Annotated in this window: 14 protein-coding genes; 5 read left to right on the top strand and 9 right to left on the bottom strand. The window is 71.0% G+C overall.

Going from position 1 to position 20,421, the window contains the following annotated elements:
- Positions 1–165: 165 nt before the first annotated feature.
- Together ACWDEW_RS11705 and ACWDEW_RS11700 are read left to right on the top strand one after the other, a co-directional pair.
- On the top strand, positions 166–5,097 hold the full coding sequence (locus tag ACWDEW_RS11705; RefSeq protein WP_450511880.1) for an NAD-glutamate dehydrogenase: 4,932 nt from the start codon (positions 166–168) through the stop codon (positions 5,095–5,097).
- Between the two features lie 135 nt (positions 5,098–5,232).
- Positions 5,233–5,700 (top strand): GtrA family protein, encoded by a 468-nt coding sequence (locus ACWDEW_RS11700; protein ID WP_450511878.1) that lies wholly within the window; start codon positions 5,233–5,235, stop codon positions 5,698–5,700.
- Here the strand turns inward: ACWDEW_RS11700 and ACWDEW_RS11695 are convergent.
- Positions 5,697–6,545 (bottom strand): ABC transporter ATP-binding protein, encoded by an 849-nt coding sequence (locus tag ACWDEW_RS11695; protein ID WP_450511876.1) that lies wholly within the window; start codon positions 6,543–6,545, stop codon positions 5,697–5,699. The genes ACWDEW_RS11700 and ACWDEW_RS11695 overlap by 4 nt on opposite strands.
- Positions 6,538–7,455, bottom strand: coding sequence for an ABC transporter permease (locus tag ACWDEW_RS11690; protein WP_450511875.1), 918 nt, complete (start codon positions 7,453–7,455; stop codon positions 6,538–6,540). Before ACWDEW_RS11690 ends, ACWDEW_RS11695 begins: the two co-directional genes overlap by 8 nt.
- 324 nt (positions 7,456–7,779) lie before the next feature.
- On the opposite strand from ACWDEW_RS11690, the gene ACWDEW_RS11685 reads away from it, so the two are divergent.
- Positions 7,780–8,406 carry a TetR/AcrR family transcriptional regulator gene (locus tag ACWDEW_RS11685; RefSeq protein WP_450511874.1) on the top strand — a complete coding sequence of 209 codons (627 nt, stop codon included), beginning with the start codon at positions 7,780–7,782 and terminating at the stop codon, positions 8,404–8,406.
- Between the two features lie 58 nt (positions 8,407–8,464).
- Here the strand turns inward: ACWDEW_RS11685 and ACWDEW_RS11680 are convergent, their stop codons facing one another.
- From ACWDEW_RS11680 to ACWDEW_RS11670, 3 genes are all read right to left on the bottom strand, one after another.
- Positions 8,465–9,412, bottom strand: a complete 948-nt coding sequence (locus ACWDEW_RS11680; protein WP_450511942.1) for an ADP-ribosylglycohydrolase family protein — start codon at positions 9,410–9,412, stop codon at positions 8,465–8,467.
- A complete protein-coding gene (galE, locus tag ACWDEW_RS11675) occupies positions 9,412–10,392 on the bottom strand; it encodes a UDP-glucose 4-epimerase GalE (protein ID WP_450511872.1) in 981 nt (326 codons plus the stop codon). The genes ACWDEW_RS11680 and galE overlap by 1 nt, the downstream gene beginning before the upstream one ends.
- A 68-nt stretch (positions 10,393–10,460) precedes the next feature.
- A complete protein-coding gene (locus tag ACWDEW_RS11670; protein WP_450511870.1) occupies positions 10,461–11,732 on the bottom strand; it encodes a glycosyltransferase 87 family protein in 1,272 nt (423 codons plus the stop codon).
- 176 nt (positions 11,733–11,908) lie between these two features.
- Between ACWDEW_RS11670 and ACWDEW_RS11665 the strand changes: the two genes are divergently transcribed.
- Positions 11,909–13,576, top strand: coding sequence for a glycosyltransferase family 39 protein (locus ACWDEW_RS11665; RefSeq protein ID WP_450511941.1), 1,668 nt, complete (start codon positions 11,909–11,911; stop codon positions 13,574–13,576).
- Here the strand turns inward: ACWDEW_RS11665 and ACWDEW_RS11660 are convergent.
- On the bottom strand, positions 13,536–14,009 hold the full coding sequence (locus ACWDEW_RS11660; protein ID WP_362983389.1) for a MarR family winged helix-turn-helix transcriptional regulator: 474 nt from the start codon (positions 14,007–14,009) through the stop codon (positions 13,536–13,538). The two genes, ACWDEW_RS11665 and ACWDEW_RS11660, sit on opposite strands and share 41 nt — an antisense overlap.
- Before the next feature lie 132 nt (positions 14,010–14,141).
- Here ACWDEW_RS11660 and ACWDEW_RS11655 point away from each other — a divergent pair, with 132 nt between their 5' ends.
- Positions 14,142–14,555 (top strand): organic hydroperoxide resistance protein, encoded by a 414-nt coding sequence (locus ACWDEW_RS11655; RefSeq protein WP_450511869.1) that lies wholly within the window; start codon positions 14,142–14,144, stop codon positions 14,553–14,555.
- Between the two features lie 93 nt (positions 14,556–14,648).
- Here ACWDEW_RS11655 and ACWDEW_RS11650 read toward each other — a convergent pair whose 3' ends face one another.
- From ACWDEW_RS11650 to ACWDEW_RS11640, 3 genes are read right to left on the bottom strand one after another with little or no spacing between them, the layout of a single operon-like run.
- A complete protein-coding gene (locus tag ACWDEW_RS11650) occupies positions 14,649–15,917 on the bottom strand; it encodes a hypothetical protein (protein WP_450511867.1) in 1,269 nt (422 codons plus the stop codon).
- Complete coding sequence (locus ACWDEW_RS11645) at positions 15,914–18,136, bottom strand: bifunctional glycosyltransferase/CDP-glycerol:glycerophosphate glycerophosphotransferase (RefSeq protein WP_450511865.1); 2,223 nt, start codon at positions 18,134–18,136, stop codon at positions 15,914–15,916. The genes ACWDEW_RS11650 and ACWDEW_RS11645 overlap by 4 nt, the downstream gene beginning before the upstream one ends.
- 7 nt (positions 18,137–18,143) lie before the next feature.
- A complete protein-coding gene (locus ACWDEW_RS11640) occupies positions 18,144–20,330 on the bottom strand; it encodes a bifunctional glycosyltransferase/CDP-glycerol:glycerophosphate glycerophosphotransferase (protein WP_450511863.1) in 2,187 nt (728 codons plus the stop codon).
- Positions 20,331–20,421 lie beyond the last annotated feature (91 nt).

The raw sequence follows: 20,421 nt of genomic DNA, 5'->3' as shown, positions 1-20,421 counted from the left end.
ACCCTTCGGGCGTGCCGAAAATGGCTGATAACCCACCGCTCATCTCACCTTGCGGCATAGCGTCTGAGCAGACCGGACACCCCGGGCCGTGGCGTCGAGCCGCAGGGGAAGACATCGAACTTCCTTCTACGTCACGCAACGGCGCGCGACAGGAGCCAGAGGACAATGCAGACCAAGCTGGACGAAGCCAAGGCCGAGCTGCTCGAACGGGCTGCCCGGGTAGCTGAGAACAGCCCGGTCGGGGGGCACCTACCGACCGGGAAGACGGACGAGGGCACCCCGGACCGGGACACCGTGCTCGCGTTCCTCCAGCGCTACTACCTGCACACCGCCCCGGAGGACCTCGCCGACCGCGACCCGGTCGACGTCTTCGGCGCCGCCTACTCCCACTACCGGCTGGCCGAGACCCGCCCCCAGGGCACGGCGAACGTGCGGGTGCACACCCCGACGGTCGAGGAGAACGGCTGGACGTGCAGCCACACCGTCGTCGAGGTCGTCACCGACGACATGCCCTTCCTCGTCGACTCCGTGACCAACGAACTGACCCGCCAGGGCCGGGGCATCCACGTCGTGATCCACCCGCAGGTCGTCGTCCGCCGCGACCTCACCGGCAAGCTCATCGAGGTGCTCACCGCTCCGCCCACCGGCGAGCTGCCGCACGACACGCACACCGAGTCCTGGATCCACGTCCAGATCGACCGCGAGACCGATCGCGCCGACCTGAAGCAGATCACCGCCGACCTGCTGCGCGTCCTGTCCGACGTCCGCGAGGCCGTCGAGGACTGGGAGAAGATGCGCGACCTGGCGCTGCGGATGGCCGACGAGCTGCCCGCCGAGCCGACCGCCTCCGACCTGCCCTCCAGCGAGGTCGGCGAGGCCCGCGAGTTGCTGCGCTGGCTGGCCGCCGACCACTTCACCTTCCTCGGCTACCGCGAGTACCAGCTCCGCCAGGACGACTCGCTGGCCGCGGTCCCCGGCACCGGCCTCGGCATCCTGCGCTCCGACCCGCTCCACGCCGGCGAGGACCACCACCCGGTGAGCCCGTCCTTCGAGCGGCTCCCGGCCGACGCCCGCGCCAAGGCCCGCGAGCACAAGCTCCTCGTCCTGACCAAGGCCAACAGCCGTTCCACGGTGCACCGGCCGTCGTACCTCGACTACGTGGGCGTGAAGAAGTTCGACGAGAACGGCGAGGTCGTCGGCGAGCGCCGCTTCCTGGGCCTGTTCTCCTCCGCCGCCTACACCGAGTCCGTCCGCCGGGTTCCGGTGATCCGGCGCACGGTCGACGAGGTGCTGGAGGGCGCCGGCTTCTCGCCCAACAGCCACGACGGGCGCGACCTGCTGCAGATCCTGGAGACGTACCCGCGCGACGAGCTGTTCCAGACCCCGGTCGACGAACTCCGCTCGATCGTCACGTCCGTGCTCTACCTCCAGGAACGCCGCCGGCTGCGCCTCTACCTGCGCCAGGACGAGTACGGCCGCTACTACTCGGCCCTCGTATACCTCCCGCGCGACCGCTACACCACGGGCGTACGCCTCCGAATCATCGACATCCTCAAAGAGGAACTCGACGGCACCAGCGTCGACTTCACCGCCTGGAACACCGAGTCGATCCTCTCCCGGCTGCACTTCGTGGTCCGCGTCCCGCAGGGCACCGAACTGCCCGAGCTGTCCGACGCCGACAAGGACCGCATCGAGGCCCGCCTCGTGGAGGCCGCCCGCTCCTGGGCCGACGGTTTCGGCGAGGCGCTGAACGCCGAGTGCGGCGAGGAGCGCGCGGCCGAACTCATCCGCCGTTACGGCAACGCCTTCCCCGAGGGCTACAAGGCCGACCACAACCCGCGCGCCGCCGTCGCCGACCTGGTCCACCTGGAACAGCTCACCGAGGAGCAGGCCTTCGCGCTCAGCCTCTACGAACCGGTGGGCGCCGCCCCCGACGAGCGCCGCTTCAAGATCTACCGCAAGGGCGAGTCGGTCTCCCTCTCCGCCGTCCTGCCGGTCCTCAGCCGCCTCGGCGTCGAGGTCGTCGACGAGCGGCCGTACGAACTGCGCTGCTCGGACCGTACGACGGCGTGGATCTACGACTTCGGGCTGCGGATGCCCAAGTCGCAGAACGGGAACGGGGACTACCTCGGCGACGACGGCCGCGAGCGGTTCCAGGAGGCGTTCGCCGCGACCTGGACCGGGCAGGCGGAGAACGACGGCTTCAACGCGCTGGTGCTGAGCGCCGGGATCGACTGGCGGCAGGCGATGGTGCTGCGGGCGTACGCCAAGTACCTGCGGCAGGCCGGTTCGACCTTCAGCCAGGACTACATGGAGGACACCCTCCGCAACAACGTCCACACCACGCGGCTGCTCGTCTCCCTGTTCGAGGCGCGGATGTCGCCGGACCGGCAGCGCGCCGGACGCGAGATCGTGGACGCCCTCCTCGAAGAGGTCGACGCGGCGCTCGACCAGGTGGCGAGCCTCGACGAGGACCGCATCCTGCGCTCCTTCCTGACCGTCATCAAGGCGACCCTGCGCACCAACTTCTTCCAGGAGGCACGCGGCGGGCACGCGCACGCGTACGTCTCGATGAAGTTCGACCCGCAGGCCATCCCGGACCTGCCCGCACCGCGGCCGGCGTACGAGATCTGGGTGTACTCGCCGCGCGTCGAGGGCGTGCACCTGCGCTTCGGCAAGGTCGCGCGCGGCGGGCTGCGCTGGTCGGACCGGCGGGAGGACTTCCGTACGGAGATCCTCGGGCTGGTCAAGGCGCAGATGGTGAAGAACACCGTCATCGTGCCGGTCGGCGCCAAGGGCGGCTTCGTCGCCAAGCAGCTCCCGGACCCGAGCGTGGACCGGGACGCGTGGCTGGCCGAGGGCATCGCCAGCTACAAGATGTTCATCTCGGCCCTGCTCGACATCACCGACAACCTGGTGGCCGGCGAGGTCGTCCCCCCGGCGGACGTCGTCCGGCACGACGAGGACGACACCTACCTGGTGGTCGCCGCCGACAAGGGCACCGCGACCTTCTCGGACATCGCCAACGGGGTCGCCGAGAGCTACAACTTCTGGCTCGGCGACGCCTTCGCCTCCGGCGGCAGCGCGGGCTACGACCACAAGAAGATGGGCATCACCGCGCGCGGCGCCTGGGAGTCCGTCAAGCGGCACTTCCGGGAGCTGGGCGTCGACACCCAGAGCGAGGACTTCACGGTCGTCGGCGTCGGTGACATGTCCGGTGACGTGTTCGGCAACGGCATGCTGCTCAGCGAGCACATCCGCCTGGTCGCCGCCTTCGACCACCGGCACATCTTCCTCGACCCCACCCCGGACGCGGCCGTCTCGTACGCCGAGCGGCGCCGCATGTTCGAGCTGCCGCGCTCCAGCTGGGCCGACTACAACACCGACCTGCTGTCGGCCGGCGGCGGCGTCTACCCCCGTACGGCCAAGGCGATCCCCGTCAACGCACACGTCCGCGAGGCCCTCGGCATCGAGGACAAGGTCGCCAAGATGACGCCGGCAGACCTGATGAAGGCGATCCTCAAGTCGCAGGTCGACCTGTTGTGGAACGGTGGCATCGGGACGTACGTCAAGGCCAGCACCGAGTCCCACGCGGACGTCGGCGACAAGGCCAACGACGCGATCCGCGTCGACGGCGCCGACCTGCGTGTCAAGGTCGTCGGCGAAGGCGGCAACCTGGGCCTGACCCAGCTCGGCCGGATCGAGTTCGCCCAGCAGGGTGGCAAGATCAACACGGACGCGATCGACAACAGCGCGGGCGTGGACACCTCCGACCACGAGGTGAACATCAAGATCCTGCTCAACGGCCTGGTCACCGACGGCGACATGACCGTCAAGCAGCGCAACAAGATCCTCGCCGAGATGACCGACGAGGTCGGCGCGCTCGTCCTGCGCAACAACTACGCGCAGAACACCGCGATCGCCAACGCGCTGGCCCAGTCCAAGGACATGCTCCACGCCCAGCAGCGCTTCATGCGCACCCTGGTCCGCGAGGGCCACCTCGACCGGGCCCTGGAGTTCCTGCCCACCGACCGCCAGATCCGCGAACGCCTCGCCCAGGGACAGGGGCTGACCGGCCCCGAGACGGCCGTCCTGCTGGCGTACACGAAGATCACGGTCTCGGACGAGCTGCTGCACACCACGCTCCCCGACGACCCCTACCTGCGCACCCTGCTGCACGCCTACTTCCCGAGCGCGCTGCGCGAGAAGTTCGCCGAGCAGATCGACACCCACGCGCTGCACCGCGAGATCGTCACCACGGTCCTCGTCAACGACACGGTCAACACGGGCGGTACGAGCTTCCTGCACCGCCTGCGCGAGGAGACCGGAGCCTCCCTGGAGGAGATCGTCCGGGCGCAGACCGCGGCCCGCGCGATCTTCCACGCGGCCGAGGTGTGGGACGGCGTCGAGGCCCTCGACAACACCGTCGAGGCACCCGTCCAGACCCGCATCCGGCTGCACTCGCGCCGCCTGTGCGAGCGCGGCACCCGCTGGCTGCTCAACAACCGGCCGCAGCCGCTCCAGCTCACCGAGACCGTCGAGTTCTTCGGCGAGCGCGTCGAGCAGGTCTGGTCCCAGCTGCCCAAGCTGCTGCGCGGCGCGGACCTGGAGTGGTACCAGCAGATCTACGACGAGCTGACCGGCGCCGGCGTCCCCGCCGAACTCGCCACCCACGTGGCCGGCTTCTCCTCCGCCTTCCCGGCGCTCGACATCGTCTCGGTGGCCGACCGCACGGGCAAGGACCCGATGGACGTCGCCGAGGTCTACTACGACCTCGCCGACCGCCTGCACATCACCCAGCTCATGGACCGCATCATCGAGCTGCCCCGCGCGGACCGCTGGCAGTCCATGGCCCGCGCCTCCATCCGCGAGGACCTGTACGCGGCCCACGCCGCCCTGACCGCCGACATCCTCACGGCGGGCAACGGCACCTCGACCCCCGAGCAGCGCTTCACCGCCTGGGAGAAGAAGAACGCCGCGATCCTCGGCCGCGCCCGCACCACCCTGGACGAGATCCAGGGCTCGGAGATGTTCGACCTCGCCAACCTGTCCGTGGCGATGCGGACGATGCGCACCTTGCTGCGGACGCATTCGTAGTACGTACGACCATGCCGTCGCCGTTCCTACGACGGCACAGGCGCCCCGGGCCGCAATGGCTCGGGGCGCTTTTTCACGGGGTGCCTTAGGGGTAATCAGGGGGAGCGCTTACCCAGCCCCGCTAAGCCTGGTGATGTGACTCTCAATCTCACCGAGGAACGCGCGACCGCCGCCCCCGTACGGCCGGTGCGGAAGGTCGTGCTGGAAGTCGTGAAATTCGGGATCGTCGGCGGCAGCGGCGTTCTCGTCAACTTCGCGGTCTTCAACGCCCTGCTGCACGGCCTGCGCTGGCCCGCGATGCTCGCGACCGTCCTGGCCAGCTGCGTGGCCATGGGCGCCAACTACCTCGGCTTCCGCTACTACACCTACCGCGACCGCGACGCCCCCGGCGCCCGCCGTATCGCGCTGTTCTTCGCCTTCAGCGGCATCGGCGTCCTCATGGAGAGCGGGCTCTTCTACGTCGGGTACCACGGGCTGGGCCTCCACGGTCCGCTCGGGGCGAATCTCGTGAAGGCCCTGTCGATCGTGCTCGCGTCCGCGTTCCGCTTCCTGGTCTACCGCACCTGGGTGTTCCAGGACGAGGACGTCCAAAAGGACTTCTAGGCGGCCTTCTCCTTGGGCTTGTCGGCGCCGCCCGTGAAGTTCTCGTAGGCCTCCAGGACCTCCTCCGTCGGCCCGTCCATCCGCAGCTCGCCGCGCTCCAGCCACAGCACGCGGTCGCAGGTGTCGCGGATCGACTTGTTGTTGTGGCTGACCAGGAAGACCGTGCCCGCGTGCTGCCGCAGCTCGCGGATCCGCTCCTCGGAACGCCGCTGGAACGACCGGTCGCCGGTGGCCAGCGCCTCGTCGATGAGCAGTACGTCGTGGTCCTTGGCGGCGGCGATGGAGAACCGCAGCCGGGCGCCCATGCCGGAGGAGTACGTCCGCATGGGGAGCGTGATGAAGTCGCCCTTCTCGTTGATCCCGGAGAAGTCGACGATGCCCTGGTAGCGCTCCTTGACCTGCTCCCGGGACATGCCCATGGCCAGGCCGCCGAGGTAGACGTTGCGCTCGCCGGTCAGGTCGCCCATCAGCGCCGCGTTGACGCCGAGGAGGGAGGGCTGGCCGTGGGTGTAGATACGGCCGTTCTCGACCGGGAGCAGGCCGGCGACCGCCTTCAGCAGGGTCGACTTGCCGGAACCGTTCGTACCGATGAGGCCGATCGCCTCGCCCTTGTAGGCGACGAACGACACCTTCTTGACCGCGTGCACCTTGCGCACGCCCGCCGCCTTCTCGGCCTTCTCGCGGCGCAGCATGCGGTTGAGGGCGGCGGTCGCGGAGCCACGTCCGGCGCCGGTTCCGTTGACCCGGTAGATGATGTCGACGCCGTCGCAGACGACGGTGGGGATGGTGCTGTCGGCGGCCACGGGGGTCCGCTCGGTGTGGTACTCGATGGTCTGCTCAGCCACGGCCGTACGTCTCCTCAGCCTTCCAGAAGTAGATGAAGCCGCCGACGCCGGCGACCAGCGCCCAGCCCGTCGCGGCCGCCCACACGTGCGGGGGGAGCTGGCTGGAGTGGAAGCTGTCGATCAGCGCGTAGCGCATGAGGTCGATGTAGACGGCCGCCGGGTTGGTCTCCAGGGCGATCGTCACCCCGTGCGGCAGGTTGTCGCCCTTGGTCAGCTTGGAGATGCTCCACATGACGCCGGAGAGGTACATCCAGGTGCGCAGGATGAACGGCATCAGCTGGGCGATGTCCGGAGTCTTCGCGCCCATCCGCGCCATGACCATCGAGACGCCCGCGTTGAACGTGAACTGCAGGATCAGCGCCGGGATCGCCAGCAGCCAGGAGAAGCTGATCGGCACGCCGAAGCAGATCAGGATGACGACCAGGGCGGCCATCGAGAACAGGAGCTGCTGGAGCTGCTGCAGCGCGAACGAGATCGGCAGCGCGGCCCGGGGGAAGTGCAGCGCCCGGACCAGGCCGAGGTTGCCGGAGATCGCCCGGGTGCCCGCCATGATCGAGCTCTGCGTGAACGTCCAGATGAACACGCCCGTCACCAGGAACGGGATGTAGTCGGGCACGTGCTTCTTGGTGCCCAGCAGCACACCGAAGATGAAGTAGTACACCGCCGCGTTCAACAGCGGCGTCATCACCTGCCAGATCTGACCCAGCTTCGCCTGGCTGTACTGCGCGGTCAGCTTGGCGGTGGCGAACGCGGTGATGAAGTGGCGCCGCTCCCACAACTGCCGGACGTACTCGGGCAGGGAGGGGCGGGCGCCGCTGACCGTGAGGCCGTGGCGGGCGGCGAGCGCCGCGAGGTCGTCTTCGTCGGCCGGGGCCGGCGAATGGGGCGGTGTGTGGAGGACCTGGCTCACATCCGCTGCTTTCGCTCGGGGGGAGGGGAATGCGTGCGTCCGGCTGCGGTGTCCCGTTGCCCGGCGTTTCCTTACGCTTCTCTTTACGTTCTCTTACGTCGGGACGGGACCGTATCGTCGCAACGTGAGCGTAGGCCGATTCGGCGTCGGAACGCAACCGTTTCGTCGTCACGGATGTGATCGGGTCGTTAGGGTCGCCGGGTTTGCGCCGGGGCGGGCCCGTTGCGTCGGTACGTGCCGGGCGGGACGGGTCCGTTTCGTCGCGACGCGCCCCACCCGCGTCGGAACGCAACCGTTTCGTCGCAACGCCCCTATGCTTGAGCTATGACGACCAACGCCGACGAGCCCGCAACACGTCAGCGCCGCCGAACCCCCGCCGGGGCGGCCGTACTCCGCGAGGATGTGACCGAAGCCATCCGCGCGGCGGTCTTCGAGGAGCTGGCGGCGGTCGGGTATGCCCGGATGTCGATCGAGGGGATCGCGCGCCGCGCCGGGGTGGGCAAGACGGCGGTGTACCGCCGCTGGCGTTCGAAGCTGCACCTGGTGCTCGACGTCGTCTCGGCGATCGCGGTGATGGGACTGCCGACGCCGGACACCGGTTCGCTGGAGGGTGACCTCCGGATGCTGTACGAGGTGACGTCGCGGGCCCTGCGCCACCCGGTGGCCTCACAGATCATCCCTGACCTCCAGGCCGAGGCGGCCCGGAACCCGGAGATCGCCGACGCCATGCAGAAGGCGTTGCGCGAGGGTCAGGAGGGCGTGGCCAGCAAGATCCTCGCGGCGGCGGAACGCCGTGGTGAGCTCGGCCCCGGCATGGACGAGGACCTGGCCCTGGACCTGATCTCCGGCCCCCTGTACTGGCGTGCCGTGGTGATCCGCAGCCCGAAGCTGCCGAAGGGATACCTGGGGGCGCTGGCCCGGGCCACCACAGAGGGGCTCAAGGCGCTGTAGGGCTCTGCGGCCCCGCGGCCGACGGCGATCGCGCACGGCTCACCGGCCGGCCGGCGTGTCACCCTCCCGCCCGGTCCAACCGCCGCGCCAGTTCACCGAGTTCGGCCGCCAGCAGCACCCGCCCGCCGAACCCCGGCAACGGTACGCGCAGGGCCGCGCTCCAGCGTTCGGGGATCGCCGCGCTCCCGTACACCGCCCCGGCGAGCCCGCCCGTCACGGCGGCGACGGTGTCCGTGTCGCCGCCGAGGTCGATCGCGGCGCGCAGGGCCTCCTCGTAGGAGGACGTGGTGCGTACGGCCCAGAGGGCGGAGCCGAGGCAGGGCCAGACGGCGCCGTTGAACTCCGTTGCCAGATCGGGGTGCCAGTCGGGGGAGAGGACGACGGCGTACCGCTCCCGGTGGTCGGGGTGGACGTACCCGAGGGTCGCCTCGACGGCGCCGAGCGGGTCGCCGCCGTCCAGCGCGACGCGCATCACCTCGTGGAGGACGGCGGTGCCTTCCCAGGCCGCGCGGTCTCCGTGGGTGAGGGCGGAGATGCGGCGGGCGGCGTCCATCGTGGCGTCACGGCCCGCGCGGGCGAAGTACACCGACGAGGGCGCGGCACGCATCAACGCACCGTTCCCGGCACCCCGTTGACTGGTCTGGAAGTGCAGCGCGGCGGCCAGGTCCCAGGGGTCGCCGCTGCTCAGCACGGCCTCGGTCTGCAGGCCGATGTCCTTCGGATCGGCGGCTGCCCAGCGCCGGAACCGCCCGTACATGTCCGGGAGTCGGAGTCCCTCGCACTCCAGCAGCGACTCCGCGACGAGCACGGCCATCTGCGTGTCGTCGGTGGCCTCGCCCGGGTCCCAGCCCCCGCCGCCGCACATCTCGCCGCCGTCGCCGGGCGCCGGAAACCGGGCGGAGAAGGCGCCCTCGGGTCCGAACTCGAAGGGCGCGCCCAGCGCGTCGCCGACGGCGGAGCCGAGGACGGCGCCCACGGCGCGCTCCTCCCTGGAGCCACGGTCCATCAGGCCCGCGCCGCCCCCGGATGCAGCCGTACCCACCCCTCCCACGCCGACGTGATCATGTCCTGGACGTCGTGCTTGGCCTTCCAGCCCAGTTCGGTGGTGATGCGGTCGGCGGAGGCGACGACGCGGGCCGGGTCGCCGGGGCGGCGGGGGTGGACGGTCGGGGGACGGTCGTAGCCGGTGATCGCGTTGATGCGGTCGATCATCTCGCGGACCGAAACGCCTTCCCCGCGGCCGATGTTGAGGGTGAGGGCGCGGCCGGGGGAGGCCTGGAGGGCGCGGGCCGCGGCGACGTGGGCCTCGGCCAGGTCGACGACGTGGATGTAGTCGCGGACGCAGGTGCCGTCCGGGGTGGCGTAGTCGTCGCCGAAGATGCGCGGGGGCGCGTCCTCGGTCAGCTTCTCGAAGACCATGGGGACGAGGTTGAAGACCCCGACGTCGGCGAGTTCGGGGGCGGCGGCCCCGGCCACGTTGAAGTAGCGCAGGGAGGCCGTGGACAGACCGGTCGCCCGGCCCGTCGAGCGGACCAGCCACTCACCCGCAAGCTTGGTCTCGCCGTACGGCGACATGGGCACGCACGGCGTCTCCTCGGTGACCACCTCCACGTCCGGCATGCCGTAGACGGCCGCCGAGGACGAGAACACGAAGGACGGGACACCGGCCGTGGTCACCGCCTCCAGAAGGACGCGCAGGCCCTCGACGTTCTCCCGGTAGTAGTGCAGCGGCCGGTCGACCGACTCGCCGATCTGCTTCTTCGCCGCGAGGTGGACGACTCCGGTGACGTCCTGGTCGGCGAGGGTGCGGGCCACGAGTTCCGCGTCCAGGACCGAACCCTGCACCAGGGGGACGCCGTCGGGCACGCGCGCGGCGATGCCGGTGGACAGGTCGTCGTAGACGACGGTCTGTTCGCCCGCCTCGGTCATCGCCCTCACGACGTGCGCCCCGATGTAGCCGGCTCCGCCGGTGATCAGCCAGGTCATGTGCGGCAGTCCCCTCCGTCACTCGATCACTGGAGGCGCGTCCCTCACGCTCCCCGGGCCTCAGTCAATCAGGCGCCGGAGTGTGCCGCGGTCAACTGCTGGGACTCCCCGTGCGGGCCGGAGGGCCGCACGCGCGCGTGCGGCGTCGCCGGAACGGCCCGCGACGACCGCCACAGCCGGACGAAGGAGAGGACGGCCGCGGCGGCCAGCAGACCGTTGCGTACGACCATCAGGCCGCAGCCCGTCCACGTGCTGTGGATGACGTCTCCGTAGAGGGCGGGGAACTCGACGGCGCTGATCGCGGTCGCCGCCACGATCAGCGCGGCCACCGGGCGCTGCACGGTGTGCCGGGAGGTCAGGCAGACGGCGGCCAGGCCGAGCAGCCAGATCATGTACTGGGGGCTGATCACCCGGCTGGTCACGGTGAACAGCAGGACGGCGCTCAGCGCGGCGTCGTAGGGGGTCGCGTCGGTCCAGCGGCGGGCCCGGATCCGCCACAGCAGCAGGAACCCGAAGGCGACCGCCGTGAACGCGAGGGAGGCGTCGGCGACGGCGGCGACGTGCGGTCCCGTGAACTCCATCGCGCCGTACTGGTAGCGCGCCCGGCCCGGCCAGCCGGCGTGGGTCGCCAGGCCGAGGAACGTGCCGCCCAGTGACTCGATCTGTACGCCTCTGCCGCCCTGTTGGCGCAAGAAGGCGAAAGGATTGTTGAACAAGGCTACGAGCATCATGAGCGACAAGACCCCCGTCCCCACCGCCCACGACCACACCGACCGTGTCGCCCGCCCCCTCGGCGCCCCCAGCAGCACCAGCGCCGGCCACACCTTCACCAGCGCGCCCAGTGCCGCGAACGCGCCGCACGCACGCGTGGAGCGCGACAACGTCAACAGGGAGATGACGGCGAACGCCGTGACCTGCACGTCGTAGCGGACGAGCGGCATGTCCAGGAGGAGGGGGAGGCAGCCGATCCAGTAGGCGGCGCCGCGCAGGCTGTGGCCGGGGCGGGTGCCCGCGCGGGCCAGGACCGCGGTGATCAGCGCGTCGGCGGCGAGGGTGAAGGCGACGAACGCCTGGAAGTACGTCAGGTCCGGCAGCAGAGCCGGGGCCAGCAGGATCGGTCCTGCCCCCGGCGGGTACTGCCACAGGTGGTCGTTGGCCGGGAACGCGCCCTGCGACAGGACCCCGTACCAGTGGTGGTAGAGGCGCCACACCTCCCGGGCGACCGCGCCCCGGCCGAGCAGGGGCAGGCCGTTGTACGCGAGGAGGAGCAGCATTCCGGCGCGGGTGGCGAGCCAGGCGAGCGTGAGGGCGAGGAGGCGGTGTCTGCGGACGGCGTTCATCACAGCGGATCGTAAGCCGGGTGAATGCCGCATGAATGCTAATACACCGTCAATCGTTGGTAAGAGCCCGCTTACAGTACAAAATCGGCCACGTGGACAGCCAAGGTGAGCGCGAGTACGGGCCCGGCCGACGGACGCGTGCGGAGGTCGTGGCCGTCGTCGTGCCGGTGGCCGTCATGCTCGCGCTGGGCCTGTGGGGGCTCGACCGCGGCGGCATGTGGGGCGACGAAGGCGTCACGTTCCTGGTGGCGCGGCGCACGGTGCCGCAGATCTGGCACCTGCTGCACGGCGTCGACGCGGTGCACGGCCTGTACTACCTGCTCATGCACGCCGTCCTCGCCGTCCACCCCGGCGAGGTCGCCCTCCGCCTGCCGTCGGTGTGCGGCGCGGCGGCGACGGCCGGCCTGGTCGCGGCCCTCGGCGTCCGCCTGGCCCGCCCCCGGGTCGGCCTCTGGGCCGGCCTGCTCTACGCGATCACCCCGCTGACCGGCCACTACGCGCAGGAGGGCCGGTCGTACGCCATCGTCGCGGCCGGAGTCGCCGGGGCGACGCTGCTCCTCGTGCGGGCGCTGGAAGGGCGCTCGTGGTGGCCGTACGGCGCTGTCCTCGCCGTGACCTTTCTGCTGCACGAGTTCGCCGTACTGGTGCTCTGCGCGCACGCGTTGACGCTGCTGGCGGCGCGGGTGCCCAGGGCGGTGTGGGCCGGCTGGGCGCGTGCGGCGGGCACCGCGGTGGGGGTGCTGCTGCCGTTGGCGTGGGTGTCCCAGCGGCAGTCGGGGCAGGTGGCGTGGCTGCGGGTGCCGGACCGGGACACCACCGAGCGGCTGGCCCGGGGGTTCCTGGCCGTCACCCCGACCGGAGTCGTCTTCTGGACCTCGGTCCTGCTGATCCTGCTGGGACTCGGTGCGGGACGGCTCGCGTCGGTCGCGCTGCCGTTGCTGGTGGTGCCACCGGTGATCCTGCTGACGGTCTCGCAGTTCCGTCCGCTGTTCCACGAGCGGTATGTGCTGTACGCGCTGGCGGGGGCGCCGTTGCTGGTGGCGGCGGGGGCGGACTGGCTGGTGGGGATGGCGGGACGGCTGTGGCTGAGCAGTCTCCTGAGTCCGGAAGTCGCCCATGAAGCGGGCCGTGACGCGGCCCATGAGGCGGGCCGGACGGCTGTGGTCGAGCGCCGCCCCCAGTTGGTCGGCGCCCTGACCGCGAGCGGCCACCACCCCGGAGCCGCAACCCGCCCACCGCTGGCCGGAATCGACCGCACTACCGAAGCCGCGAGCCCCCCACCGAGCCCCCCGAAACGGCTCGCTCGCACCCACCTCGTCACCCTCGCCGGCGCGCTGGCCCTGGCCGTCCCCTTCCTCCACGGCCTCCCCGCCTACCGCAACGACCGCCTGGCGGCCCACCGCCCGGAGAACCTCGCCGAGGTCTCCGCACTCGCCGGTCGCGAACTGCGCCCCGGCGACCCGGTCCTCTTCCTGCCGTCGTTCTGGCGGGTGACGGCGTTGGCGTATCCGGGGCCGTTCGCCGGGGTGCGGGACCTGGCGCTGGCGGAGTCGGGGGCGAGGTCCGGGACGCTGAGCGGGCGTGAGGTGGCGCCGGCCGAGCTGGAGGCCGGGCTCGCCGGGGTGGACCGGGTGTGGATCGTCGCGCAGTCGAATCTGCTGCCGTCCCGGTGGGTGCCGGGCGATCCGGTCGACCGGGTCAAACTCGACGTCGTGGACGGGGAGTTCGCGCGCCGGAGGCAGTTTGTGAGCGGACGCGTGAAGCTGGCCCTCTACATCCGCCGAACGCCCCCGCAGGACATGGTCACGCCTGCTCCAGTGCCGCCGAGTCCAGCGCGTCGGTGAGTTCGTCGAGGCGGGCGCGCAGCGCGCGGATCTCGTCGACGTCGAAGCCGGTCGCGCCGAGGATGCGGCGCGGCACGTCTAGGGCGCGTTCGCGCAGGGCGACGCCCTCGTCCGTGAGCCGTACCTCCACCGAGCGCTCGTCGCGGGCGCTGCGCTCACGCCGTACCAGACCGGCCGTCTCCAGCCGCTTGAGCAGCGGGGACAGCGTGCCGGAGTCGAGCCGCAGGTGTTCGCCGAGCTTCTTGACGGGCAGCTCGCCGTGCTCCCACAGCACCAGCATCACCAGGTACTGCGGGTAGGTGAGCCCGAGATCCTTGAGGAGCACGCGGTAGACGCCGCCGAAGGCGCGGGACGCGGCGTTCAGGGAGAAGCAGATCTGCTGGTCCAGGCGGAGCCAGTCGCTGGTGGGGGTGTCGGCGGGAGTGGTGGTCATGGTTCCAGGATAGCGCTAGCGGGCCATTTAGTTGTGTGCAATTGAATTGTGTGCTCTACTTGTCGCCGTGAGGCGGTCCGGACACCCGGACCGGTCACCCCCCACCAAGACTTCCGAGAGGGATGGTTTCCAATGGACGCGATCTACACCGCCGTAGCCACCGCCACCCACGGCCGTGACGGCCGCGCGGTCAGCAACGACGGCAAGATCGACCTTCAGCTCGGCATTCCGGTCGAGATGGGCGGCAACGGCCAGGGCACCAACCCTGAGCAGCTGTTCGCCGCCGGTTACGCCGCCTGTTTCGGCAGTGCCCTCGGCCTCGTCGGCCGGCAGTCGAAGGTCGACGTCACCGACGCCGCCGTGACCGCCGAGGTCGGCATAGGCAAGCAGGGCGAGGGCTTCGGCCTCAAGGTGACGCTGCGCGTCGAACTCCCCGCCACCGTGGACGAGGCGACCGGCCGCAAGCTGGTCGAGACCGCCCACCAGGTCTGCCCCTACTCGAACGCCACCCGCGGCAACGTCGAGGTCGACCTCGTCATCGAGTAGTGAATACGAACTAGTCAACATGAACTAGTCGATACGACGCCTCCACGACCCCGGCGACGAGTGCTGATCACCTCGTCGCCGGGGTCGCCCGCGTCACCGCACCGGCTGCGTCTGCTGCCCGTGCGCCTGCACCGGCACCGCGACGACCGCCTTCCCCCGCACCACGCTCTCCAGCAGCAACGGCACCCCCACCACCGGCAACAGCCACACCAGCACGATCAGCCGCCCGCCCCACACACTGATGTCCGGGTGCGCGGCCTGCGTGAGGATCCCGGTGAACGCGGCCGCGATCAGGAACGCCCCGAACACCGGCCGCCGCAGCGCACCCCACACACCGGCACCGAGCGCCGCCGCGAGCACCGGCTGCCACAGCTGCTGCCGCGTCCACTCCAGCCAGAAATTGGCTTCCAGGTGCAGGAATTCGGGGTACAGCCGGGCACGGTCGGGGCGCGCGTAGTGATCGGTCAGCAGGTCCTGGAGGCTGTCGGTCTGTGACGGGTAGTGCAGAAGTCCCGCCAACAGCAGAGTTCCTACGGCCGCCACCCCGCCGAGTCCCGCGACCACCGCCCACGCCCGCCACCGCTGTCGCTGCCGTACGGCGACCAGCGCGCCCGCCCCGGCCAGGCACAGCCCGAGGAACAGGGCCTGCGAGTGCTTGACCGTGAAGAGGAGCAGCAGGGAACCGCCGACGAGAGCGAAAGCGGCGCGCGTACGGCGGCCCGTCGACACCAGCGCGCAGCCCCACACCGCGGCCAGCGTCAGGGCCATCATCAGGCCCTCGGTCATCGGGCGCATCGCGGTCGTGCCGCACGGCAGGACGTAGTAGAGGGCCTGTCCGGTCAGCGCGAGCGGTACCGATACGGACAGCGTGCGCAGGATCAGGAACACGAGGATCCCGCCCGCGACCGTGAGGGCGACACTCGACGTCCACAGCCCCCACACCGGCCCCAGCAGCGTGACGAACGGGACCAGGAACACCGGGTACCCGGGCCGCACTTCGAAGATCCGCATGAACCGCTCGGGCATGAACGGCGTGATGAACCCGCCGCTGTTCCCGGCCCGCACCTGCGCGTCCACCACCCGCCACTGGTCGGCCCGGCACTTCTTCGCGACCCGCGCGGCCGGGTCCTTGCCGTGGAAGTTCAGCACGTCCACGCTCTGGTCGCGCCGCGCGGTGTCCCCCCTGCTCGCGCAGTAGTAGTCGATGGTGACGGTCGCCGCCGTGCGCTTGCTCTCACCGCTCAGACTCAGCGCGTACGACAGGTAGTTCTTGGTGTCGGGGGTGTCCCGGCCGGTGACGTTGGCGAGTTGGAGCACCGCGAACACGGCGGCCAGCACCAGCACCCACGTGCGGGGCCTCATGAGGACGCCAACTGGTCGTGACCGGCGGCGGGGGAGGGCACGCGCGTGACGGATCCGGCCGGCGGCCGCCAGTCGTCCTCACCCAGCAGCAGTGTCCGTACGACCCTCTCGGCGGCGTTCCCGTCGTCGAACTCGCAGTAGCGCGACCGGAATTCGGCCCGCAACCGCGTCGAGTCCTCGTCCCGCCAGGCGCCCGAGGCGAACAGCCACGCCAACTCCCGGTAGGAACCGGACACATGGCCCGGTGGCGCGGCGGTGACGTCGAAGTACGTGCCCCGGCTCGCCTCGTAGGCCTCCCGGTCGTCGGCGTGGAGGACGATCGGGCGGTCGAGGTTGGCGTAGTCGAACATCAGGGCCGAGTAGTCGGTGACCAGGGCGTCGGACGCCACCATGACGTCTTCCACGGAGGGTTCGTCGGTCGCGTCGACCAGCACACCCCGCCGGTGCAGATCCGCGAGACCCATGCCCCGCGCGGGACCGGTGGCCAGCGACGGATGCAGGCGTACGACGAGGGTGTGGTCCGGGCCGAGATCCTCCGCGAACCGGGCCAGGTCGAGGCGGTCGACGTGGCCGCTCCGCACGTACTCGCGGCGGGTCGGCGCGTACAGCACGACGGTGTTCCCGTCGGGGATGCCGAGCCGCTCCCGAACCGCCGCACCAGCTGCCGGAGTTGCTCCGACGAGGACGTCGTTGCGCGGGCTGCCCGTCCGCGCGGACGCGAAGTGGCACGGGTACGCCCGCTCCCACACCAGCTCCGAGTGCCGGTTGGCGACCAGGCTGTGGTCCCAGCGGTCGGCGCGGCGCAGCATCTGCGGCACGTCGACGCCGTAGCGGGCGCCGGGCCTGTCCAGCAGGTCGGCCGCCATGTACTTGAGCGGGGTGCCCTGGTGGGTGTGGATGTGGACGCTGCCGGGCCGCTTGGTGAGGGTGCCGGGCCAGTTGACGTTGTTCACGAAGTACTTGGCGCGTGCGATGACTTGGTGGAAGCGCGGGGTGTTGAGGAGGACGTGGTCGACGTCCGGCGGCAGCAGCGCGGCCTGTTCGGCGTCCTGGACGACCCACACGCCCCGGAGGTGCGGGGCGATCTCCCGCGCCTTGTAGTAGACGGCGGCCGGGTCGCCGAGGACCCCGCGATGCGAAAAGGCCGAGTACACGACGAGGTTGGGGTCCAGGGAGCGGCGGGCGTGCAGGGCGCCCCAGCCGCTCTTGACCCGCCCGGCCGCCGCCTTGCGCGCCTGCAACGCCCGTCGCCCGAGCAGCCGACCGGCGCCTCCCGCCTGCCGCCGGACCCGGTACCGCGCGTAACTCCCTTCCAGGACACGGACTTCGGCGTCCACCGTCACGCCGGCCGGTTTGTGCTTGGCGAACAGTTCGGCCGTACGGCGGAAGAACTCGGCCTTGTCGGACGGGGGCAGGCGGTCCGGCTTGCCGAGGATGTCGAGACAGTGCTCGCCCATCTTGTGGTGCAGGTAGGGGCGCCAACTCGCCAGCTCCGGGCGGGAGTCGACGAACGCGAAGACCCGGTCGTACTGGTCGTGGATGTCGAAGTGCTTGCGGCTGGTGGTGGACAGGATGTTGCCCTGCCGCCGCTGCCGGTAGTTGAGGCAGATCCGGTCGAGGGTGGCGATCCGCTCGGCGCTGAGCAGCACCGGGAACGTCCAGGGCGTGTCCTCGTAGTAGCCCGGCGGGAACTCGAAGGCGTGCTTGTGCACGAACTCCCGGCGGTACACCTTGTTCCACACGACCATCAACAGGTCGAGGATCTCCGGGTGTTCGGCGACCGTGAAGGTGTCGTCGACCTCCGTCAGGACGTGCGCGAGGACGTTGCGCCGGGTGCCGCCCCACCAGTAGGTGCGCGCGTAGTCGAAGACCAGGACGTCCGGGTCGCGGCTCGCGTCGAGCCGGTCGGCCATCGCGCGCAGGGCGCCCGGGGTGAGGGTGTCGTCGCTGTCGAGGAAGAACAGGAAGTCGCCGGTGGCCAGGGGCATTCCGGCGTTGCGGGCGCGGCCGAGGCCGACGTTCTCCGGCAGGTGCAGCACCTGTACGCGTGGGTCGCGGGCCGCGTACTCGTCGAGGATCGCACCGCAGCCGTCCGGCGAGCGGTCGTTCACGGCGATCACCTCGATGTCCCGGTAGGACTGCTCCAGGACCGAGTCGAGGCACTCGCGCAGAAAGCCCTGCACCTTGAAGACGGGGACGATGACGCTGAAGCGGGGCACTTCGGGTTCAGCTCCTTACGAGGGTGGCGGCGGGGGCCGGGACGCGCTCCGCGAGCGGGATCACGGGCGGGACCGCCTCCGGCGGCTCACCGAGGAACACCCGGCGTACGACCCGCTCGGCGGCCAGTCCGTCGTCGAACTCGCAGAACCGGGACCGGAATTCGGCCCGCAGGGCGGCGGACGCCCGGTTCGCGTACGAGCCGTCGCGGAACACCTGGGCCAGTTCCTCGGGCGTGCGGGTCACCGGGCCCGGCGGGGCCTCCATCAGGTCGAAGTAGACGCCCCGCGTCTCCCGGTAGACCTCCCAGTCGTCGGCGTACACGACGATCGGCCGGTCGAGGTTGGCGTAGTCGAACATGATCGACGAGTAGTCCGTGACCAGCGCGTCGGCGGCCAGGCACACGTCCTCGGAGGAGCGGTGCCCGGTCACGTCGATGATCCGGCCGCCGCTCCTGGCGCGGCCCTGGTCGTAGAAGTAGTGGGCGCGCAGCAGCACGACCACGTCCTCGCCGGCCGCCGCGCAGAAGGCCTCCAGGTCGAGCCCGGTGTCGAAGCCGGTCCGGTAGTCGCGGTGGGTGGGCGCGTACAGGACGGCCGTCTTGCCCTCCGGGACGCCCAACTCCCGCCGGATACGGGCCACGTCGTCGGCGGTCGCCGTGTAGTAGACGTCGTTGCGCGGATAGCCGTACTCCAGCGCCTCGTACGAGCCGGGGAAGGCGCGCTCCCACATCTGGGTGGAGTGCCGGTTGGAGGAGATGTTGTAGTCCCAACGGTCCACCCGGCCCAGCAACTTGGCGAAGCTGCCGGTCGCGGCGGCCACCACCGGGTACGTCGACTGGTCGACGCCCATCTTCTTCAGCGGGGTCCCGTGCTGCGTCTGGACGTGCACGCTGCCGCGGCGTTTGACGACGCCCTCCGCGAAGTTGGCGTTGTTCACCAGGTACTTGGCCCGCGCCAGCACCTCCCAGTACTTCCGGCTGCCGATGACGGCGTGCTCGACGCCCTTCGGTACGGCGTCCACGGCGTCCGGCTCGACGAGGAACACCGAGCGGATGTGCGGGGCGAGTCGGCGCGCCTCGGCCTCGATCGCGGCCGGGCTGCACGCGTAGCCCCGGCCCCAATAGGCGCAGTAGACGGCCAGGTTGGGGTCGAGGGGGCGGCGCAGGTCGCGGGCGTAGCGCAGGCGGGTGCGGAGCATCCGGGGGCGCGGGACCCGCTCGGCCGCCTCCGAGGCCGAGCGGTTGACGCCGCGCAGCGCCCGGAACGCCGAGTACGCGCCCGACGCCAGCAGCCGGTGCTGCACCCCCACACTCCCGCCGGGCGCGCGGAAACCGGCGGGCCGGTGCGTGCGGTACAGCCGCCCCGCCCGCCGGAAGAAGGCGCGGTGTCCGGAGGGGAGGCGTTCGGGGCGGGAGGCCGTCTTCAGCACCACCGCGAAGAGCTGCTCGAACAGGGCGCCGGACAGAGCGGTGTCGGCCGCACGCGTCAGCACCATGTCGACCTGGTCGAGGAGTTGGTGGTGGTGCGCGCCCGGCAGGTTGAGCCGGCTGCCCTGCCGCCGCAGCAGATGCCGTACGACCACCGAGCGCAGCACCGCCACCCGCTCGGCGGCGAGGGTGACCAGGCCGCCCCAGCCGAGGTCGGTGAACGGGCCCTCGGGGAAGGTGAGTTGGTGGTCGGTGAGGAAGGCGCGGCGGTAGGCCGCACTCCAGGCCGGGAGCTGAACACCCGTCAGCTGCGGTGCCTGGGCGGGGGAGAAGGCACCGGCCGGGGTCTTCGCCAGCAGCGGGGCCGCCGGGTTGGTCGGCTCGCCCTCCCACCACGGGGTGCGCTCGTGCTCGAAGTACAGGACGTCGACGTCGCCGGTCTCCGTGAGGCGGGCGTCCAGCGCGGCCAGCGCGCCCGGGGCGAGGATGTCGTCGCCGTCCAGGAACAGGACGTGGGCGCCGGTCGCCGCCCGCAGGCCGGTGTTGCGTGCCCCGCTCAGGCCTGCCGAGGGGGGTGAGTGGACCGGGGCCACCCGGGAGTCCCGTCCGGCGTGGGCGTCGGCGACCTCGGCGGCCGGGGAGCCGGGGGCGTCGCAGACCGGGATCAGCTCGAAGTCGCCGTAGGACTGCGCGAGGACCGAGTCCAGGGCCTGGGAGAGCCGGCCGGCGACCCCGTGGGACGGGACGATGATGCTGAAGCGGGGCATTCTGTTCTTTCTCCAGTGGTCCGGAGGGGAGGTTCCGGGTCAGTGCGCGCGGCGGCCGGGGCGCCCGGTCGGACGCCAGGTCGACGGCCGG

Source organism: Streptomyces sp. NPDC001100, from assembly GCF_053598575.1.
Note: the sequence above shows the minus strand (reverse complement) of the source record. Positions and strands in the feature narration are given on the sequence as shown.